General features: G+C 63.3%; 16 protein-coding genes. 12 read left to right on the top strand and 4 right to left on the bottom strand.

Features of this window, described 5'->3' with window-relative positions; genetic code table 11:
* Window positions 1–344 precede the first annotated feature (344 nt).
* A complete protein-coding gene (locus ILFOPFJJ_RS16950) occupies window positions 345–1,007 on the top strand; it encodes a sulfite oxidase-like oxidoreductase (protein ID WP_173511738.1) in 663 nt (220 codons plus the stop codon).
* Between the two features lie 201 nt (window positions 1,008–1,208).
* On the top strand, window positions 1,209–2,954 hold the full coding sequence (gene ggt / locus ILFOPFJJ_RS16945; RefSeq protein WP_173511737.1) for a gamma-glutamyltransferase: 1,746 nt from the start codon (window positions 1,209–1,211) through the stop codon (window positions 2,952–2,954).
* A gap of 116 nt (window positions 2,955–3,070) precedes the next feature.
* Here ggt and ILFOPFJJ_RS16940 read toward each other — a convergent pair whose 3' ends face one another.
* Entirely contained in the window at window positions 3,071–3,601 is a 531-nt protein-coding gene (locus tag ILFOPFJJ_RS16940) for a GNAT family N-acetyltransferase (RefSeq protein ID WP_173511736.1), read from the bottom strand.
* Between the two features lie 85 nt (window positions 3,602–3,686).
* Window positions 3,687–4,613 (bottom strand): pca operon transcription factor PcaQ, encoded by a 927-nt coding sequence (gene pcaQ, locus ILFOPFJJ_RS16935; RefSeq protein ID WP_173511735.1) that lies wholly within the window; start codon window positions 4,611–4,613, stop codon window positions 3,687–3,689.
* Window positions 4,614–5,253: 640 nt separating this feature from the next.
* On the opposite strand from pcaQ, the gene lhgD reads away from it, so the two are divergent.
* Together lhgD and ILFOPFJJ_RS16925 are read left to right on the top strand one after the other, a co-directional pair.
* Complete coding sequence (lhgD, locus tag ILFOPFJJ_RS16930; RefSeq protein ID WP_173511734.1) at window positions 5,254–6,489, top strand: L-2-hydroxyglutarate dehydrogenase; 1,236 nt, start codon at window positions 5,254–5,256, stop codon at window positions 6,487–6,489.
* Window positions 6,473–7,909, top strand: coding sequence for an aldehyde dehydrogenase family protein (locus tag ILFOPFJJ_RS16925; RefSeq protein ID WP_173511733.1), 1,437 nt, complete (start codon window positions 6,473–6,475; stop codon window positions 7,907–7,909). Before lhgD ends, ILFOPFJJ_RS16925 begins: the two co-directional genes overlap by 17 nt.
* Before the next feature lie 64 nt (window positions 7,910–7,973).
* Here the strand turns inward: ILFOPFJJ_RS16925 and ILFOPFJJ_RS16920 are convergent, their stop codons facing one another.
* Together ILFOPFJJ_RS16920 and ILFOPFJJ_RS16915 are read right to left on the bottom strand one after the other, a co-directional pair.
* A complete protein-coding gene (locus tag ILFOPFJJ_RS16920; RefSeq protein ID WP_173511732.1) occupies window positions 7,974–8,630 on the bottom strand; it encodes a GntR family transcriptional regulator in 657 nt (218 codons plus the stop codon).
* Between the two features lie 304 nt (window positions 8,631–8,934).
* Complete coding sequence (locus ILFOPFJJ_RS16915) at window positions 8,935–9,651, bottom strand: GntR family transcriptional regulator (protein WP_173511731.1); 717 nt, start codon at window positions 9,649–9,651, stop codon at window positions 8,935–8,937.
* A 127-nt stretch (window positions 9,652–9,778) separates the two neighbouring features.
* Here ILFOPFJJ_RS16915 and ILFOPFJJ_RS16910 point away from each other — a divergent pair, with 127 nt between their 5' ends.
* From ILFOPFJJ_RS16910 to fabG, 8 genes are all read left to right on the top strand, one after another.
* Window positions 9,779–10,843: a zinc-dependent alcohol dehydrogenase gene (locus tag ILFOPFJJ_RS16910; RefSeq protein ID WP_173511730.1), complete on the top strand. Its 1,065-nt coding sequence runs from the start codon at window positions 9,779–9,781 to the stop codon at window positions 10,841–10,843.
* Window positions 10,840–11,841 carry an NAD(P)H-quinone oxidoreductase gene (locus ILFOPFJJ_RS16905; protein WP_173511729.1) on the top strand — a complete coding sequence of 334 codons (1,002 nt, stop codon included), beginning with the start codon at window positions 10,840–10,842 and terminating at the stop codon, window positions 11,839–11,841. The genes ILFOPFJJ_RS16910 and ILFOPFJJ_RS16905 overlap by 4 nt, the downstream gene beginning before the upstream one ends.
* A gap of 35 nt (window positions 11,842–11,876) precedes the next feature.
* The gene (locus tag ILFOPFJJ_RS16900; protein WP_173511728.1) at window positions 11,877–13,622 is read left to right on the top strand and encodes an acetolactate synthase catalytic subunit; all 1,746 of its coding nucleotides are present in this window, start codon (window positions 11,877–11,879) and stop codon (window positions 13,620–13,622) included.
* 44 nt (window positions 13,623–13,666) lie between these two features.
* Window positions 13,667–14,869, top strand: coding sequence for an ABC transporter substrate-binding protein (locus ILFOPFJJ_RS16895; protein ID WP_173511727.1), 1,203 nt, complete (start codon window positions 13,667–13,669; stop codon window positions 14,867–14,869).
* A gap of 125 nt (window positions 14,870–14,994) precedes the next feature.
* The gene (locus tag ILFOPFJJ_RS16890) at window positions 14,995–15,882 is read left to right on the top strand and encodes a branched-chain amino acid ABC transporter permease (protein WP_173511726.1); all 888 of its coding nucleotides are present in this window, start codon (window positions 14,995–14,997) and stop codon (window positions 15,880–15,882) included.
* A gap of 83 nt (window positions 15,883–15,965) precedes the next feature.
* On the top strand, window positions 15,966–17,699 hold the full coding sequence (locus ILFOPFJJ_RS16885; protein WP_376741433.1) for a branched-chain amino acid ABC transporter ATP-binding protein/permease: 1,734 nt from the start codon (window positions 15,966–15,968) through the stop codon (window positions 17,697–17,699).
* Window positions 17,686–18,390: an ABC transporter ATP-binding protein gene (locus ILFOPFJJ_RS16880; RefSeq protein WP_173511724.1), complete on the top strand. Its 705-nt coding sequence runs from the start codon at window positions 17,686–17,688 to the stop codon at window positions 18,388–18,390. The genes ILFOPFJJ_RS16885 and ILFOPFJJ_RS16880 overlap by 14 nt, the downstream gene beginning before the upstream one ends.
* A gap of 2 nt (window positions 18,391–18,392) precedes the next feature.
* Window positions 18,393–19,202: a 3-oxoacyl-ACP reductase FabG gene (gene fabG / locus ILFOPFJJ_RS16875; RefSeq protein WP_173511723.1), complete on the top strand. Its 810-nt coding sequence runs from the start codon at window positions 18,393–18,395 to the stop codon at window positions 19,200–19,202.
* The last annotated feature ends 132 nt before the right edge of the window (window positions 19,203–19,334 follow it).

The raw sequence follows: 19,334 nt of genomic DNA, 5'->3' as shown, positions 1-19,334 counted from the left end.
CAATTGTTGGGTCGGTCGCTCCTGGGTGGGCGCAACCTGCGATATCAGGCCGCGCGTGGGCGAAGGCCACCGGGCTGGCGCGAGTGCGCGCGCGTTTCCGAAGAGGTGTTCATCCGGCCGCAAGAAAACAGTCCTCCACCGAGCAGGGTGACCGTACGAGACAGGTGTGCAGCATTGCTGCACTGCAGCAGAGAGTGTCATGGCGGAAGTGGATAGTCAATGAACTCACCCGGCCGAGTTAGCTCGAACGGGTATGGCAGACACCCGAACCGCTTGCTTGACGCCGCGGCCTTTCGAGCCTCAAATCGGCCTCAGAAATAAAAAAATCGACGGGCGGGTGCATCATGGCCGAGGACGAACCGGTACTGGAGACGAAACTGACCTCCACCAAACGGCGCTGGGCGGCGGATGGCAAGTTCCTGACCGGGCGCGTCGCACGTCCGGAGACCGACCGTCTGCCCCCCGGCCAGCACCTCGTCAAGGACTGGCCGGTTCTGGATCTCGGGCAGCAGCCGCACATCGTGCTGGAGACGTGGCGGCTTGACCTGACGGGCCTCATCGAGAACCCGCTGTCGCTCGACTGGGCGGCGTTTCAGTCGTTGCCGCGGAGCGACAGTCTCTCCGACATACATTGCGTCACGACCTGGTCGCGTTACGACAATCGCTGGCAGGGCGTGCTGACCCGCGACCTGCTCGACCGTGTGATGCCAAAGGCCGAGGCAGAATACGTCGTACTGACGAGCTATGACGGCTATACTACCAATCTTCCGCTCGTCGATTTTGCCGCAGAAGACGCGATCCTCGCGACAAGTTGGGAAGGCGCTCCGATCAGCCGCGCCCATGGCGGTCCGCTGCGCCTCATCGTACCGCACCTCTACCTCTGGAAAAGTGCCAAGTGGCTGAGGCGGATCGATTTTCGCGCTGCCGACATGGCCGGCTTCTGGGAGCGGAACGGTTATCACATGCGCGGGGATCCTTGGCGCGAGGAGCGCTATTCCGGCGATTGATGCGGGCCCCTTCCTGAGTGCAACCGGTGAATTTTGCTGCTACAGTCATCGGTTGAAGGCATCATCTACAGCGCCGCGCGTCCAATCACGCGCAAAGGTTGCTGTAGCGCTTTGAATTGCTGCATGATTTTGTCCTTAAATCGATTCGGATTTAAGGAATCATGCAAGAGCGGGCAATCATTCCAGTCGCCGGAGGAAAGCATGCGCTATCTGAGCTTGAAGAGCCTGTCCCTTGCTTTGATATTCGCGCTTATCGCGGTTTCACCGTGGAGGGCCCGGGCGGCGTCGCCGGAGCCGATCAAAGCCGAGCACGGCATGGTCGTTACCGCCCAGCATCTCGCCTCCGACATCGGCGTGGAAGTCCTGAAAAGGGGCGGCAACGCGGTCGACGCGGCGGTTGCCGTCGGCTATGCGCTCGCCGTCGTCTATCCGACCGCCGGCAATATCGGCGGCGGCGGCTTCATGACCATCCGTTTCAAGGACGGCAAGACCACCTTTCTCGACTTTCGCGAACGTGCGCCACTCGCCGCCACCAAATCCATGTATCTCGACGACAAGGGCAATCTCGTCAAAGGCTTGAGCACCAATGGCTATCTGGCCGTCGGGGTGCCCGGCCCGGTGATGGGTTTCGAGTACGCGCGCAGCCGCTATGGCACGCGCCCGCTCGAGGAACTGATTGCGCCGGCGATCAAGCTCGCCAAGGAAGGCTTCGTTCTGGAGCAGGGCGACGTCGACTCTTTCGACGGTAAAACCGAGAGGTTGGCAAAGGACCCGGCGGCAGCGGCGATCTTTCTGAAACCGGACGGCAAGCCCTTCGCGGTCGGCGAAAAGCTGATCCAGGCCGATCTCGCCGCCTCGCTTCTGAGCATTTCCGAGAAGGGGCCGGACGCCTTCTACAAGGGTGCGATCGCCGACGCGATCGTCAAGGCGAGCGTGGAAAAAGGCGGCATCCTCGCCAAGAAGGACTTCGAGCAATATGCCGTTCGCGAGCTGGAACCGGTGAAATGCAACTACCGCGGCTATGACATCGTTTCCTCGCCGCCGCCGTCGTCGGGCGGCGTCATCATCTGCGAGATCCTCAACATCCTCGAGGGCTATCCGCTCTCCTATCTCGGCTACGGTTCGGCGGAGACGGTCCATGCCATGATCGAGGCCATGCGGCACGCCTATGTGGACCGCAACACGGCGCTCGGCGATCCGGACTTTGTCGAAAACCCTGTGAGCAAGCTCGTCGACAAGGCCTATGCCAAGGAGATCCGCGAGAAGATCGAACCCTTCAGGGCCGGCGTCTCACAGGCGCTGATGCCGGCAGGTTTCACCGAAAGCAAGGAAACGACCCACTATTCGATCATCGACGACGAGGGCAATGCGGTCGCCGTCACCTATACGCTGAACGGCTCCTTCGGTGCGGGTGTGGTGGCACCCGGAACCGGGATCCTGCTCAACAACGAAATGGACGATTTTACCGCCAAGCCCGGCGCGCCCAATCTCTATGGTCTCGTCCAGGGCGAGGCGAACGCGATCGCGCCGGGCAAGACGCCGCTCTCGTCGATGAGCCCGACGATCATCTCCAAGGACGGCAAGCCCTTCATGGTGATCGGCAGCCCCGGCGGCGCGCGTATCATCACCATCACGCTCGAGGCGATCATCAACGTTATCGACCACGGCATGAACATTCAGGAAGCAGTCGACGCGCCGCGCCTCCACCATCAATGGCTGCCGGACAAGGTGTTCATGGAGCCCTATGCGCTCTCGCCGGATACCCGCAAGCTTCTCGCCGCCATGGGCCATGACGTTGAGATCGACGAAAACTGGATGATCTGGGGACAGGCGACCGGCATCCTCGTCGGCGGCGAAAACCTGACGGAGATCGAGGCCGGCGGCGGCGCCCGCTATAACGGGGCCGTCGACAGCCGCATCGGGGCGGGCGCGGCGAGAGGGTATTAGCAAAGACGCGGCGCAATGCCGCCATTGCCGGGGTGCCACCCCCTAGTTACCCTCTGGTGGAAATACTCCAGGTGCGCGACAGGCTGCAGGCGGCATCACTGCTCCGTCGAGTCGTCCTACTGAATGTCGGCCAGATCGCTGCGCAGCAGGCCATACATTGCGGTGTCCCAGCGTTCGTCGCCGACCTTCACCGACGAGCGGCGTACGCCTTCCTCGATGAAACCGAGGCTGAGATAGGTGCGGATCGCCGCGCTGTTGAAGGTATAGACGTTGAGTTCCAGCCGCTCGAATGCGGGAGCTGCAAAGACACGCTGAACGACGAGCCGCAGGAAGGGACGGGCGAGCCCCTGGCCGCGAAAGAGCGGATTGACCGCGATCCGGGCGAGGCGCGCGACGCCGTTCCGCCAGTCGAGGGCGACCTGTGCATGGCCCGCAACGGCGCCTCGCGCGACGCAGGAAAAGATCCAGCGCTTCGGCTCCGAGCCGGCAGTTTCGGCGACCATCGCCTCGATCTGTCGCTTGTCGAGCGGAAAGCGGACATCCGGTCCGCCCCACTGGATGAGCGATTGCAGTGTCGGGAACCAGCTCGGCAGGTCCCGGGCATGGTCTTCCGCGAAATCTTCGAGCTGCAGTTCTGTTTCGGACATGACGGACGACAGGGATGAAAACGCCGGTGCCGGGAATTCTCGCGATCGGTCGGTGAAAGTAAAGCGCCGCTTCCTGGCACAGCGTTCAGCCAGTCGGCATCGCCTCTTCGGCCGCCTCGCGGATGGTCTGTATCAGGATGGCGAGCGGCAAGGACGGGATCGCGTCGGTGCGCATGGTGAGCCCGACCGGCCCCTTGGTCTCGCTGGTGTCGATCGGCAAAGTCGCCAGCAGGCCGTCGTCGATATCCGTCGCAACGACGCCGGCCGAGATGATCCAGATCGCGTCGCTCGAGCGCACGAAGGCGCGGCCGAAGGAATCGGAGACGGTCTCGATCTGGTTCGGCAGGCTGGCAATGCCGTTCGCAATCAGGAGCCGCTCGACGAAGGGACGAATGATCGAAGCACGGGTGGGCATCAGAACGGGATAGTCCCCGAGATGAGCGAAGATCGATTGCTTGCCAGCGATGAGCGGATGGCCTGGGCGTACAGCCAAGACCACCTGTTCGGAATAGAGGTGCTCGAAGGAAAAGCCGGTCATCTTTTCGGGTGCGGCGAGCCTGCCGACGACAAGGTCCAGGTCGCCGACGCGCAACTGTTCAAGCAGCACCGCGTTTTCTCCGGTGACGATCTTGGTGCGGGTGCCGGTTTCCTCCTTCAGAAAGAGCGCCATGGCGCGGGGCATGATGCGGGTGGAAACGGTCGGCAGCGCCCCGATCCGGATCGGCGGACCTTCGCCGGACCGTTCCTGCGAGACCGAGTCGAGCCCCTGCCTGAGCGCTGTCAGCGCGGCACCGGCATGGCGGAGAAAGACCTCGCCATAGCGGGTGATCCTGATGCCGCGCCCCTCGCGCTCGAACACGGCGACGCCCAGCACCTCCTCCAGTTCGCGGATCGTCTTGGTAACCGCCGGCTGACTGACATGCAAGATTCCGGCCGCTTTCATCACGCTCTTCTGGCGCGCGACCTCGACAAATGTCTGCAGATGGCGAAACTTGATGGCATGGTTTTTCAACGATGACGCGATCTCGTGAAATGATCAATAAATTCAACGAGGTGTATAGGCTGTTCGTACATTGGCGGAGTCGCTTGCTCTCTCATTTTTGGCACTATTGCAGACAATCTAGTTCCCGATAGCTCACTTGGCAAAGACTAGATGCGCGAAGTGGGTTGGGTCGCCTCTGTATCGGCAACAAAGACCGGTCGTTTTTCATCGGGGCTTTGTGGCATCCAGGTTTTTTCCAGGTCAACCGACGGCTAGGCCGGCTATGCGGCCGCTAAGCGCATCGATTGCAATCCGGGGTAATCTTGGCGGGCCGGTAGAAGAACCAGATCGGGATGCCATACTTACAAGGACGGAGTTTGCACGAAATGTTGTACGGCGGCTGCGAGCGAGATGTTGGTCGCGGAGGCATCGACCATGCGCGGATCACAATTTTGGCACAGCATTCCAGCGAGAATTGTGGACCTCCACTGTGCCGAAGACGGCCGGATCCAGCACAAAAAATCGAGACGGACTGATCCAAACCGCTTGACACATCCGGCAGGTTTTCATCTTGACGTATGATGCATCATACGTGTTCAATGCCGGAAAGACGATGAGCAGAGGCAGGGCTGGCCGCCTTCGGTTCAGCAGGGTCGGGTGGGTTTGCGGAATGTACGATTATTGCATCATCGGGGGCGGCATCGTTGGCCTGGCGGTCGCCATGGCGCTGCAGGAGGGGATGCCCGGCGTCAGCATCGTGCTCCTCGAAAAGGAACGCGAACTCGCGCGCCACCAGACGGGTCACAACAGCGGTGTGATCCACGCCGGGATTTACTATGCGCCGGGCTCCCTGAAAGCGAAGCTCTGCCGCGAGGGAGCGGAGGCGACCAAGCAATTCTGCACCGAGAACGGCATCCCCTTTGAAACCTGCGGCAAATTGCTGGTCGCGACGAACGAGGCCGAGATGCAGCGAATGGACGCCCTGGAAGAAAGGGCGCGCCAGAACCGCATCGAATACACTCGTCTATCAACATCGCAATTGCGATCGGACGAGCCGAATATCGCCGGCCTGGGCGCCCTGCTCGTCCACGCGACCGGGATCGTCGACTATTCGGCCGTGTGCCGGGCGATGGCAGGGCGCATCGAGGCCCGCAGCGGCGAAATTCGGTGCGGGGTCGAGGTCACCGCCATCCGCGAGCGGGACCAGAGCGTGCGGATCGAGAGCGCATCCCATCGCATCGAAGCCCGCAAGCTGATCGTCTGCGCCGGCCTGCAGTCGGACCGTGTCGCCCTCATGGCCGGGCTCAGGATCGATCACCGGATCGTTCCGTTCCGCGGGGAGTATTACCTGCTCCCGGCATCGAAGGCTGGCGTAACGCAGCGCCTCATTTACCCGATTCCCGACCCTGACCTGCCGTTCCTGGGAATTCATCTGACGCGGACAATCGATGGAGGCATGACCGTCGGTCCCAATGCCGTGCTGGGCTTTGCGCGCGAGGGCTATCCCAAAGGGAGCTTCGCCCTGACCGATGTCTGGACTATGGCGGCATTTCCCGGCTTCTGGAAAATGGCGGCGCGGAACTGGCGTTCGGCCATCAGCGAATTTGCCAATTCGGCGTCGCGGTCTCGCTATCTCAAGGAGTGCCGGAAATACTGCCCGTCGTTGACGCTCGACGACCTCACTGCCCTGCAAGTCGGCATTCGTGCGCAGGCGGTCATGGCCGACGGCAGCCTTGTCCATGACTTTCTCTTCAAACAGACCGAACGGATGCTCCACGTCTGCAACGCGCCATCGCCGGCCGCGACGTCCGCAATTCCGATCGGTCGAATGATCGTGGACCGCCTGCTGCAAGGTGGCCCTTCCCCAACGAAACCATCGGAGACATTTCATGGAACTCATGCGTAACTTCATCGGCAACGAATGGACCGAAGGATCGTCGAGGATCCGCAACATCAACCCGAGCGACACGAACGACGTTATCGGGCTCTACGCGTCCGCCGACGCGGCTGCGACCAACACCGCAATCGAGGCGGCCGCAGCGGCTTCTTTTTCCTGGTCACGTTCCACGCCCGAAGTGCGCTCCGACATCCTCGACAAGATAGGCACCGAGATTCTGGCGCGTCGCGAAGAGCTCGGCACGCTGCTCTCGCGCGAGGAAGGCAAGATCCTGTCGGAAGGTATCGGCGAAGTCGTCCGCGCGGGCCGTGTCTTCAAGTTTTTCGCAGGGGAGGCGGTGCGGCTTAACGGCGAGCGTGTCCGTTCCGTGCGCCCGGGCGTCGACATCGATGTGGTTCGCGAGCCAGAAGGTGTGATCGGCCTCATCACGCCCTGGAACTTCCCGATCGCCATCCCGGCCTGGAAGATCGCCCCAGCGCTGGCCTATGGCAACTGCGTGGTCTTCAAGCCGGCGGAAATGGTTCCCGGCTCGGCTTGGGCGCTCTCCGAAATCATCTCGCGCTCCGGACTTCCTGACGGTGTCTTCAATCTCGTGATGGGTCCCGGTTCCAAGGTCGGCCAGGCCCTCGTCGATCATCCGAAGGTGCGCGCCATCAGCTTCACCGGTTCGGTGCCGACGGGCAGCCGCATCGGTCTTGCCTGCTTCCAGAGTGGGAAAAAGGTCCAGATGGAGATGGGTGGCAAGAACCCGCTTGTCGTCCTGAACGACGCCGACCTGGACCTCGCGATCAATACGGCAGTCAACGGCGCGTTCTTCTCGACCGGCCAGCGCTGCACCGCGTCGAGCCGGCTGATTGTCGAGGACGGCATTCACGACAGGTTCGTCGAAGGCGTCGTCGCCAAGCTCTCCAAACTGCGCGTTGGGCACGCGCTCGACAAGGCGAGCGAGATCGGCCCCGTCGTCAGCGAGAGCCAGTTCGAGCAGGATCTGGACTATGTTCGCCTGGGCAAGGAAGAAGGCGCGCGGCTTGCATTCGGTGGTGAGCGGCTGAACCGCGAGCATCCGGGCTACTACATGTCGCCGGCGCTCTTTGTCGAGACGAGCAACGACATGCGCATCAATCGCGAGGAGATCTTCGGGCCCGTCGCAACAGTCATTCGCGCCAGGAACTACGACGACGCCCTCGAGATCGCAAACGACACGCAATTCGGCCTGTCGTCCGGCATCTGCACGACCTCGCTGAAATATGCCGAGGACTTCAAGCACAAATCCGCCGCCGGCATGGTGATGGTGAATCTTCCGACGGCCGGCGTCGACTATCACGTGCCGTTCGGCGGCCGCAAGGGCTCGTCTTATGGGCCGCGCGAACAGGGTGCCTATGCCCGCGAGTTCTATACGTCGGTCAAGACGGCCTACACCCTCGCATGAGACAGAAGAGGGGCCGGTGCGGCAAGCGGCGGCCCTTCCCCCAACAGCGCCGGAGTCGCTCTATTCAGGAGCCCTGGACCTTGTCCAGCAGCACTTTGCCCCCGTTCAGAATGTCGCTCATGATGGCCTCGGCGGCATCCTTCGGACGATGGTGCTCCAATGCCTCGAGGACGGCATAATGGTAATCAATCATATCGCGACCGCCAGCAAGATAGACATCAGCGATCAGCGGGCCTATCTGCAGCCAAAGCCGGCGCAGGATGCTGTGGAGGGTGGGCAGCTTCGCGATTGTCGCCAGTTGGAAGTGGAACGCCTGGTTGAGCTCGGCCCCGGCCAGGCGGTCGCCCTCCGCCAGTGCCTTTTCGTTTGCATCCAGGATCCTCCTCACATCCTGGATATCTTTCTGGCTCGCCACCGAAGCGGCTGTTTCCGCCGCCAACGCCTCAAGCCGGAGGCGAATAGCCCTGATTTCCAGGTATCGTGCCTTGGTCATGTGCGGGATCTGGATGTTGCGGGCGGTCTGGAAAACAAGTGCGTCGTCGTGGCTCAAGCGAAGAATGGCGTCTCGCACGGGCGTCACGCTCGTGCCCAGCTGCTCGGCAAGATCGCGAATCTTCAGACGGTCGCCGGGGTTGAATCGGCCCTTGATCAAGGCGTCGCACAGCGTTGCATAGACGGTATCACTCAGGTTCGCGTGGTTCAGGACTTGCAGCTCGTCCATTCCAGAGGATCCTTGCACTTCAGGCAAAAACTTGATGTATCATACATTGGATTCGGTCGGTGTTCGAGCGAGTCCAAGAAAGCCCACCCAGGTTTTCCTCCTCCATACTTATGAGCACGACTTGCTTATGAGTCGCGAGGCTCGCGTCGGTTCCGGCAGTCGCCATTGTGACAACGCTGTCACCAACCTGGCGACGTTGCGTCAAGGCCCACTATCTCGAAAGTTGCAAAAGCGAGCAGTGGGTGCCGGGGCACATGACATTGATCGTCCCGCGTTCGCATGGCGATGACGGAGCGCCAGCCCATTACGTGCCAGGGTCGACATCCTTCACGTGTGTCAGGAGGCCCTGGCCTCCGCGCTCGATATCCTCACGGATGGCATCGCGCGCTCCTTCTCCGTCGCCGGCCCGTAGCGCCGCGATTACGCGCAAGTGTGGATGCGGCTCCCAGTCCGGCAGCCCGGCGTCGTAGAGATGCGACAGGATCGGCCCGCAGCGTACCCAGAGGCTTTCGACGATATCGTAGACGATCGGCATGCGCCCAATGCGGCACAGGCTCAGGTGGAACTCGGTATTAAGGTCGACGGCCTTTTCGAACTGCTGCGAAAGATGGCACTGCGAGATTTGCCGATGGATAGCCTCCAACCCGTCGATTTCCTGCTTGGACGCACATCTGGCCGCTGCCGCTGCCGCGCGCCCCTCCAGATCGGTCCGAACCGCGCGGATCTCGAGCAATTGGTCGAGCGTGAGGGTGGGGACAACCACGGTTCCGCGTGCGTCGAGGGCCAACGCTTTCTCGCTCACGAGCCGCAGCAGGGCTTCGCGCATCGGCGTGGCACTGATCCCGAATCGTGCCGACATCGGCCGCAGGCGCAGGAGCGCGCCCGGTCGCAACTGCCCGCGCATCAGCGCCTGGCGCAGGTCGGAATAGGCGCGATCGCTCAGGTTCTCCTTGACGATCGGCTGCACCCAATCGGCCTCTTCCAGGGTCTTCGCACTATTTTCTTGCAGGCTTCTTGACACGCGTCACCTTCTTCGCAGATAGTGTTATAACAAATTACATATATCACAAACTTCGGCTTGTGCGAGCAGAAATCGTACACAGGGACGGGCGAGGAGGCCAGTCGCCGAAGCAAAAGTGGAGGAAAGCATGATCGCGCTGCGCAAGACCGTGGCCGCGTTTGGCGCCGAGCTCGTATCGCTCGGTGCTGCGCAGGCGCCCGGCTATGGGGAGCTGGCCATCGAGGTGGCGGCCGCCGGCATCTGCGGCAGCGATATCCATGCCTATGAGTGGACAGCTGGGTACGAGTTCATGACTGCAGTCATGCCGGTCACGATCGGCCACGAGTTCTCCGGCGTGGTGCAATCCGTCGGGGAGGGGGTAAGCGGCTTTCGAGCCGGCGATCGCGTCACCTGCTGGCCGACAAAGACCTGCGGTAAGTGTCACGCCTGCAGCGCCGGGCGGCCGCAGGACTGCGGCAACCGCAGCATCATCGGTCTTCACTGCGACGGCGGCTTCGCCGAGAGGGTCACGGTGCCGGCTTCCAACTGCCGCCGCATCCCTGACGGCCTGGATCTCGAAATTGCCGCGCTGACCGAGCCGCTATCGATCGCCGTCAACGCCGTCGATGTCGCCGAGGTGACGCCCGGCGACCGTACCGTCGTCCTCGGGCCGGGACCGATCGGCCTTGGCATTGCCTGGGTTGCTGCAAACCGCGGCGCCAATGTCCTGCTGGCCGGTTTCAACGACGCGGTCCGCCTCTCCCTCGCCCGCGAGATGGGCATCCCCCACATCGCCGATCTTGCCGAAACCAGTCTTGCCGACGCCGTTGCCGAGACCTTCGGCCAGCCGGCGGATCGCGTGATCGAAGCCACGGGCGTAGCCCAATCGGTCGCCGACGGCCTCGCGGTGCTGCGCTCCAGCGGCATTCTGGTGGCCGCCGGCATCCACTCGAGGCCGCTCCAGCTCGACCTCACCCGCTTCGTTCGCGAGAAGAAGCAGATACGCGCGGCTCACGACACGACATCGACGGCGCTCGAGGAGGCAATCCGATTGCTTGCCGAGAATGCCAGGACGCTCTCGCGCCTCATCACCCATCGGCGACCGCTATCGCAGGCCGTCGAAGCCTTCGAACTCGCCCGCAGCCGCCAGGCGGTGAAAGTGCTGCTGCTTCCCGGTGCTTTGAACCAGCAAATCAATGGAGAAGAGGCATGAGCGCCACCACCCGTGCCGTCATCGCATCCAGGCCGGGCGGGCCCGAGGTTCTTCAGATCGTCGAACGGCCGCGCCCCGTTCCCGGCGAAGGCGAGATGCTCGTGCGTGTCTGCGCCGCCGGCATCAACCGACCCGACGTGATGCAGCGTCAGGGTAACTATCCGCCCCCGCCGGGTGCCTCCGACATACTCGGGCTGGAGCTCGCGGGCTTCGTCGAAAGCCTCGGGTCCGGCGTGCGCCGCTTCAAACCAGGTGACCGGGTGATGGCGCTGGTCCATAGCGGCGCTTATGCCGAATGGGCGGTCGTGCAGGAGGCTTCCGCGCTTCCGGTGCCCGAGGGCATGTCCTTCGTGGAGGCCGGCGCCTTTCCCGAAACCTATTTCACGGTCTGGAGCAATGTCTTCGAGCGGGCGGGCCTGAAGCCGGGCGAGACGCTGCTCATCCATGGTGGCACGTCCGGCATCGGCACGACGGCACTGTTGCTCGCGAAGGCCTTCGGCGCCAAGGTGATTGTCACCGCCGGCTCGCCTGAGAAATGCGAGGCATGCCTGAAACTCGGCGCCGATGGGGCGATCGATTACCGCCGCCAGGATTTCGTGGCCGTATCGAAGGAACTTACAGGCGGTCGCGGCCCCGATGTCATCCTCGACATGGTCGGCGGCGACTATATCGCCCGCAACCTCGAGGCCGTCGCCGTCGATGGCCGCATCGCCCAGATCGCCTTCCAGAAAGGCTCGAAGGCGGAAATCGACTTCCTGCCGCTCCTGATGAAACGAATCACACTCACCGGTTCGACGTTGCGCGCCCGCCCGCTCGCCATGAAGGCGAAGCTTGCTGGCTCGCTCGAGGAGCACGTGCTGCCGGTTCTTGCGCGCGGCCAGGCGCGACCGCTGATCGACTCCACCTATCCCTTTGAAAAGGTCGCCGATGCCCATGCCCGCATGGATAGCGGCAGCCACACCGGCAAGATCGTTCTCGTTATGGACACGCAGGCATAGGCCTGCCCTCCGAAAGGCCAGGAAAGGAAATGAGCATGAACGTCATGAGCAGGTCACAGGCGACATCGAGCGCCGACAACATGACCGGCGCCCATCTGCTCGCCGCAGCCCTTCAGCGCCACGGCGTGAGGGAGATCTTCGGCCAGAGCATTCCCTCGGCCCTGTTCCTGGCCGCGCCCGATTACGGCATCCGCCAGATCGGCTACCGAACCGAGAACGCCGGCGCCGCCATGGCCGACGCCTTCGCGCGGGTCTCCGGCAAAGTCTCCGTCGTCACCGCTCAGAACGGGCCGGCGGCGACCCTCCTGGTGCCCGGCCTCGCCGAGGCGCTGAAGGCCTCGATCCCCGTCGTCGCGATCGTACAGGACGTTTCGCGCCGCTTTACCGACAAGAACGCCTTCCAGGAACTCGACCATCTTGCGCTGTTTTCGGGGGTCGCGAAATGGGTCCGCCGCGTGGCCGATCCGGCCCGCATCGACGACTATGTCGACATGGCCTTTACCGCCGCCGCGACCGGCCGCGCCGGCCCCGCGGTCCTGCTCGTCCCGCTCGACGTCCTGGACGAGCGCCCGGAGATCGACCCCGCACAACCGCGCCGCAGCGCGAGCCTTGGAACGTTCCCGCTCGACCGCACCGCTGCAGATCCGGCCCGGATCGCCGAGGCCGCTAGCCTTATCGCAAAGGCCAAAGCCCCGATCGTGATCGCCGGCGGCGGCGTGCATGCCTCGCAGGCATCCGCGGAGCTCTCTGCTTTGCAGGCGCTCGGCCTGCCGGTCGCAACCACCGTCATGGGCAAGGGCTCGGTCGACGAGACCCATCCGCTCTCGCTCGGTGTCGTCGGCTATTTCATGGCCCCGCGCGGTCGCACATCGCATCTGCGCAGCCTCGTGACCGAGGCCGACGTCGTGCTTCTCATTGGCAACCGCACCAATCAGAACGGAACCGACAGTTGGTCGCTCTACCCGAAGGGCGCGACCTATATCCATCTCGACGTGGACGGTGGCGAGATCGGCCGCAACTACGAGGCACTGCGCCTTGCTGGCGACGCCAAGCTGACGCTCGCGGCGCTGAAGCAGGCGCTGGAGAAAGAGGACCTGTTGGCACTTTCCACTCGCCGGAAGGCGCTCGAGGAGAAGATCGCCACCGGCCTTGCCGCCCATCGCGAGGACATGAAGAAACTCGTCGACATGGACGCAGCGCCGCTGCGGCCGGAGCGCCTGATGGCCGATCTCGACAGCGTGCTGACGCCGGAAAGCATCGTCGTCGCCGATGCCAGCTATTCGTCGATCTGGATCGCCAACTTCCTGACCGCCCGCAAGGCCGGCCAGCGCTTCATCACGCCGCGCGGCATCGCCGGCCTCGGCTGGGGCCTTCCCTATGCGCTCGGCGCCAAGGCGGCACGTCCGGATGCGCCGGTTGTCTGCCTTACCGGTGACGGCGGCTTCGGCCATGTCTGGTCGGAGATGGAGACGGCGCGCCGCATGAAGCTGCCGGTCGTCGTCATCGTGCTCAACAACCAGATCCTCGGCTACCAGAAACATGCCGAGCTCAGCCTGTTCGGCAATTTCACCGATGTTTGCGACTTCGAGGCGGTCGATCATGCGGCCATCGCACGGGCCATCGGCTGCAACGGTGTTCGCGTCGACCAGCCGGCAGACTTCCTGCCGGCATTGAAGGAGGCTCTCTCGCGCGACGAACTGACAGTCATCGACGTCATCACCGACGAGCGTGCGCATCCGCCGATCACCAGCTTTCAGGGGAAGGACGCCCTGAACTACTGAGACCTTGAGACCATCGTAACCAACGGCACTTCCGGGAGGAGAACATGAAACTGTCGTATCTTCTGAAGACTACCGTCGCAGCCATCGTGCTGTCGGCAACCGCTGCGCATGCCGATGTGAAGTTCGGGGCGCTTTATCCCTTCAGTGGCCAGCTCGCGCTTCTCGGGGAGGAGAGCGCACGCGGTCTGGAGATCGCGGTCGACGAGATCAATGCAGCCGGCGGCATCCAGGGCGAAAAGGTCGTCCTGGTTCGCGGTGACGCGGTCGACAACAACCAGGCGATCGGCGAGGCCCGCCGCCTCATCTCGCTCGAGCAGGTTGCGGCGATCTTCGGCACCTATTCGTCGGCGCGCTCGATCGCGGCAAGCCAGGTTGCCGAGCTTTCCGGCATTCCCTATTTCGAACTCGGTGCCGTTGCCGACGAGGTGACCGGACGCGGCCTCAAGTACCTATTCCGCACCAACCCTTATGCCGCCGACATGGGCAAGATGATCGTCGACATGGTCGCGGACAAGATCGCACCTGGCATCGGCAAGAAGCCGGAAGAGCTGAAGATCGGCATCATCTACGAAGACTCGAGCTACGGCACCTCCGTCTCGACGCACCAGGCCAACTACGCCAAGGAGAGGGGCCTGAACGTGGCCGTTTCCTCCGGCTATCCGGCGGCGACCGTCGACATGTCCTCGTTGGTGCTGGAGCTGAAGCAGGCCGGCGTCGACGTGGTGCTGCAGACTTCCTACCAGAACGACTCGGTCCTGTTCCTGCAGCAGGCCAACGAGGCCGGCTACAAGCCTGCGGCCGTCATCGGCGGTGGCGGCGGCTACTCCATGCAGCCGACGGCCGATGCAGTGGGCCATGACGTGATCGATGGCGTCCTTGACGTGGACTTCACCCAATACCTCGTCAACACCAAGGCGACGCCTGGCCTCGAGGCCTTCATCGAGGCCTACAAGGCGAAGTACGGTAGTGCGCCGCGCTCCGGCCATTCGCTGAACAACTATGTCGGCGCCAAGGCCATTCTCGAAGCGATCGGCAAGGCGGAGGGCTTCGAGCCTGACACTATCGTCGAGGCGGTCAAGGCCATGGACATTCCCGACGGTGCGACCGCCGCCGGATACGGCATCAAGTTCGGCGAGAACAACCAGAACGAACGCGCCGCTATGATGGGTATGCAGTGGCAGGGCGGCAAACTCGTCACGGTCTATCCCGACGCCGCGGCGACCGCGCCGATGCAATTCGCCGACTGAGGCGACCTCCCGAGCGGAAGGCGCAGCAGGTTGGTTGCGCCTTCCGAAGCTGTTCTCCTTGTTTCGCACGCTGCGGCCCGGTCGGTCTCGTCCCGTTCGCCGTGCCCAACAGACAGTGAGGCGTGATGGACACGTTTTTGCAAGTGCTTGCCAGCGGCCTGATGCTCGGCGCCCTCTTTGCCATCGTCAGTATCGGCCTGACCCTGATCTTCGGGATCGTCAAGGTCGTGAACTTCGCGCATGGCGAGTTCCTGATGATCGGGATGTACCTGGTCTACCTGATCACGGCCAAGCTTGGTCTCCATCCGCTCGTAACCGTCGTGGCGGTCGCGCCGCTCTTGTTCCTGGTGGGCGTCGCCACGCAGCGCTTCATCATCCAGCCGCTGATGAGTGCACGCGACGACCATATCCAGATCTTCGCCACAGTGGGTCTCTCCACGGCATTGATCAACCTGGCGCTCCTGATCTTCGGCGCCGATATCGCCAACACGCCTCCCGGCGGGCTGCGCATGCCCATTCAGATCGGGCCTGTCCGCGTCCTGCTCGGGCAGGTGATCATCCTGCTCGCTTCCGCAGCGCTCGTGGTCGGACTGCAACTCTTCCTGCAGCGGACGCAGATGGGCCGCGCCATTCGCGCCGTGGCGCAGAACCGCGCCGCCGCCCAGCTCATGGGTATCAATGTCAACCGCATCTACATGCTGACCTTCGGCATCGGTGCGGCCTGTGTGGGCTTCGCCGCCGCCATGGTCGCGCCCCTCTATCCGGCGTCCCCGACCATCGGCACCTATTTTGTGCTGACCGCTTTCGTGGTGGTGGTCCTCGGCGGCCTCGGCTCGATCGGCGGCGCCTTTGCCGGTGCGATGATCATCGGCCTGATCGACAGCTTCGCCGGCTTCTACATCGGATCCGATCTGCGCGAGGTCGCCGTCTTCGGCGTGTTCCTGCTGATCCTGATTCTCAAGCCTTCAGGTCTCTTCAGCGAGCGCCTCAACCTCTCGCATGTATCGCCATGAGGAAAGCCATGACAGATACCACGCTCGACAACACCGCTCCGACCGCTCGGACAAGTTCGGTTCCGCTAAAGAAGGCTGGGGCGCTGGGCGCGCTCTTGTTGGCGCTGCTGGCGGCACCGATTGCCATCGGCGACCAGTTCGTCGCACACATCTTCATCACCATCTTCATCTTCGCCGGTCTCTCGACCGCCTGGAACATCGTCGGCGGCTATGCCGGACAGCTCTCGCTCGGTCATGCCATCTTCTATGGCATCGGCGCCTACGCCGGCGTGATGCTGATGAACATCGGCATCTCGCCCTGGCTCGGGATGTTTGCCGGTGCGGCGGTGTCCGTCGTCGTCGCCGTTGCGATCAGTTATCCCTGCTTCCGCCTGCGCGGTCCGTTCTTCTCGCTGGCGACGATCGCTTTCCTCGAGGTGTTCCGCGTGCTCGCGCTGCACTTTCGGGAGTTCACCGGCGGTGCAACGGGTCTGATGATCCCGCTGAAATTCGGCTGGGAGTGGATGGTCTTCCGCGATCGCACACCTGCGCTTCTCATCGCCTTCGGCATGCTGGTCGTGGCGCTCGCCGTCGCCTGGTGGATCCGTTCGCACCGCCTGGGATTCCATCTGGTCGCCACTCGCGAGCGCCAAAGCGCTGCCCAGGCCGCAGGCGTGAACACCGTCAAGGTACGCCTCATCGCAGTCTCGGCATCGGCCGCGCTCACCGCCTTCATCGGTACGTTCCACGCCATGTACCTCACATTCATCGAGCCGGCGGCGATGTTCTCGCTGACAATGTCGATCCAGATCGCGATGTTCGCGCTGATCGGCGGTCTCGGTACAGTCGTCGGGCCGCTCGTCGGCGCCTTGTTCCTCGTGCCGCTCTCCGAACTTGCCCGCGGCTGGCTCGGCGCGCAGGCGCTCGGCCTGCACGGCTTTGTCTACGGCGTCGTGTTGGTCCTCGTCGTGCTCTTCATGCCGAATGGCCTGATGGGCATCCTCGGGCGCTACTTCGGCAGCGCCGTACCGGAGCGCGGAACTCAGTCGGCTTCGGTTGCCGCTGCCCCGCGTGCCGCCGAGCGCCCGCCGATCGGCAACGACATCCTGGTCGCGGAGCATCTGGACAAGCACTTCGCCGGACTGCACGTCACCAACGACGTCAGCTTCTCGCTAAAGGAAGGCGAAATCCTCGGCCTGATCGGCCCGAACGGCGCCGGCAAGACCACCGTCTTCAACATGCTCTCCGGCTTCCTCGAGCCGGACAGCGGCTCGGTCAGGGTTCGGGCCGAGGACGGCTCCTGGCAGGCGCCGCTGACGCCGGGGGATTTCGCTGCGATCGGCGTCGGCCGAACCTTCCAGATCGTCCAGCCCTTCGCGGCGATGACGGTCGAAGAAAACATCATGGTCGGCGCCTTCCACCGCCACCGCGACGTCAACGACGCCCGCGAGGCGGCACGCGAGACGGCATTCCGCATGGGTCTCGCTCCCTGGCTCCACGCCGAGGCGAGGGGGCTCACCATCGGCGGGCTGAAGCGGCTGGAAGTCGCCCGCGTCATGGCCATGAAGCCGCGGATCCTGCTCCTCGACGAGGTCATGGCCGGCATCAACCAGACCGACGTCCGCCGCGCCATCGACCTCATGCTCTCCATTCGTGACAGCGGCGTCTCGATCATCGCCATCGAACATGTGATGCAGGCGGTGATGTCGCTGTCGGATCGTGTGGTGGTGCTGAACTCCGGCCGGATCATCGCGGAGGGCAAGCCCCAGAATGTCGTGCGCGATCCGCAGGTGATCGAGGCCTATCTCGGAAAGGAATTCACCCATGCTCAGGCTTGAAGGCATTCACGCAGGATACGGCGCGACAACCATCTTGCACGACGTCTCGCTCGACGTTCAGCCGGGCGAGGTCGTAACCATCGTCGGAGCCAACGGCGCCGGCAAGACGACGACACTGCGCACCATCGCCGGCCTGATCAAGCCCACCGCGGGACGTATCACATTCGAGGGGCAGGATATCACCAGGCTTCCCGCGCATGAGGTCGTCGATCTCGGTATCACGCTCATCCCGGAAGGCAGGCAACTCTTTGCGGACATGACCGTGCATGAAAACCTGCTGATGGGTGCCTATCGCGCGGAAGCGCGCGCGAAGCAGAAGGATACGCTCGACCACGTGCTGTCGCTCTTTCCCCGCGTGCGGGAGAGGCTGAACCAGAGCGCCGGTTCTCTTTCCGGCGGCGAACAGCAGATGGTGGCGATCGCAAGGGGCATGATGGCCCGCCCGAGACTGCTGATGTTCGATGAGCCGTCGTTGGGTCTCGCGCCGATCGTCGTGCAGCAGGTCTTCGACGTCATCGATACGATCGTCAAGACGGGTGCCACGGTCCTGATCGTCGAGCAGAACGTCTTTCATACGCTCAAGGCCGCCGACCGCGGCTATGTCCTCGAAAACGGCGAGATCGTCCTTTCGGACAGCTCCGATGCGCTGCTTACGAACGATCACGTCCGTCAAGCCTATTTGGGAATTTGATGATGCCTGTAAGAGAAGAAAACCCTTGCTCCATCTCGTACCGTCCGAGCCATGCCGGCCGCCGCGTGCTCGTCACCGGTGGCGGTCGCGGAATCGGACGGGCGATCGCGCTCGGCTTTGCCGCCCGCGGCGCGACCGTCGGCGTCGCCGACATGAACGCGGACGACATCGCCGAGACCGTGGCGCTCATCAAGGCCGATGGTCACGGTGAGGGCCTGCCGCTTCTTCTCGATGTTGCAGATTACGGCGCAGTCGAAGCCGGCCTTGACGATGCCGCAAGGACCATGGGCGATGCTTTCGACACCGTCGTCAACAATGCAGGCATTTCGCCGAAGCACGATGGGGTGGCGCATAGGGTCTGGGAGATGGATCCCACGGAATGGAACCGCGTGGTTGCCGTCAACCTCTCCGGCCCGTTCAATACGATCCGTGCGCTCACGCCATCAATGCGCAAGGCCGAGCGCGGCTGGATCGTCAACATGTCGTCGGTGGCGGGCAAGACCTATTCGCCGATCGTCGCCTGCCACTACGCGGCGACGAAATCGGCGCTGATCGGTTTCACCAAGCACCTTGCAGCCGAACTCGGCCCCTATGGCATCCGGGTCAATGCGCTGGCGCCCGGCCGCATCGAGACCCCGATGGTGCGCGGCGTCGCGCGCGAGATCAACGACGAGCAGGTGAAGCTGACGCCAATGGGCAGGCTGGGTCAGCCGGAGGAGGTGGCGGATGCCGCCGTTTATCTGACCTCGGCGGAATCAAGCTTCGTCACCGGGCAGACGATCGACGTCGCCGGCGGTCTTTACATGACGTGAAAGACCAGGTTTCGAGCCCACTGCAACAGACGAGATCACCGATGTCGTTCCAGAACGTAATCGCCGCAGAACGGCGTTCGGCGTCCAATGCCTGGCGCCAGACCAATCCTTCCAACGTCCGAGCGATACGGA

It is taken from the genome of Sinorhizobium psoraleae (assembly GCF_013283645.1).
GTDB lineage: Bacteria > Pseudomonadota > Alphaproteobacteria > Rhizobiales > Rhizobiaceae > Sinorhizobium > Sinorhizobium psoraleae.
The sequence above is the reverse complement of the archived record's forward strand: the minus strand, read 5'-3'. Positions and strand labels throughout refer to the sequence as shown.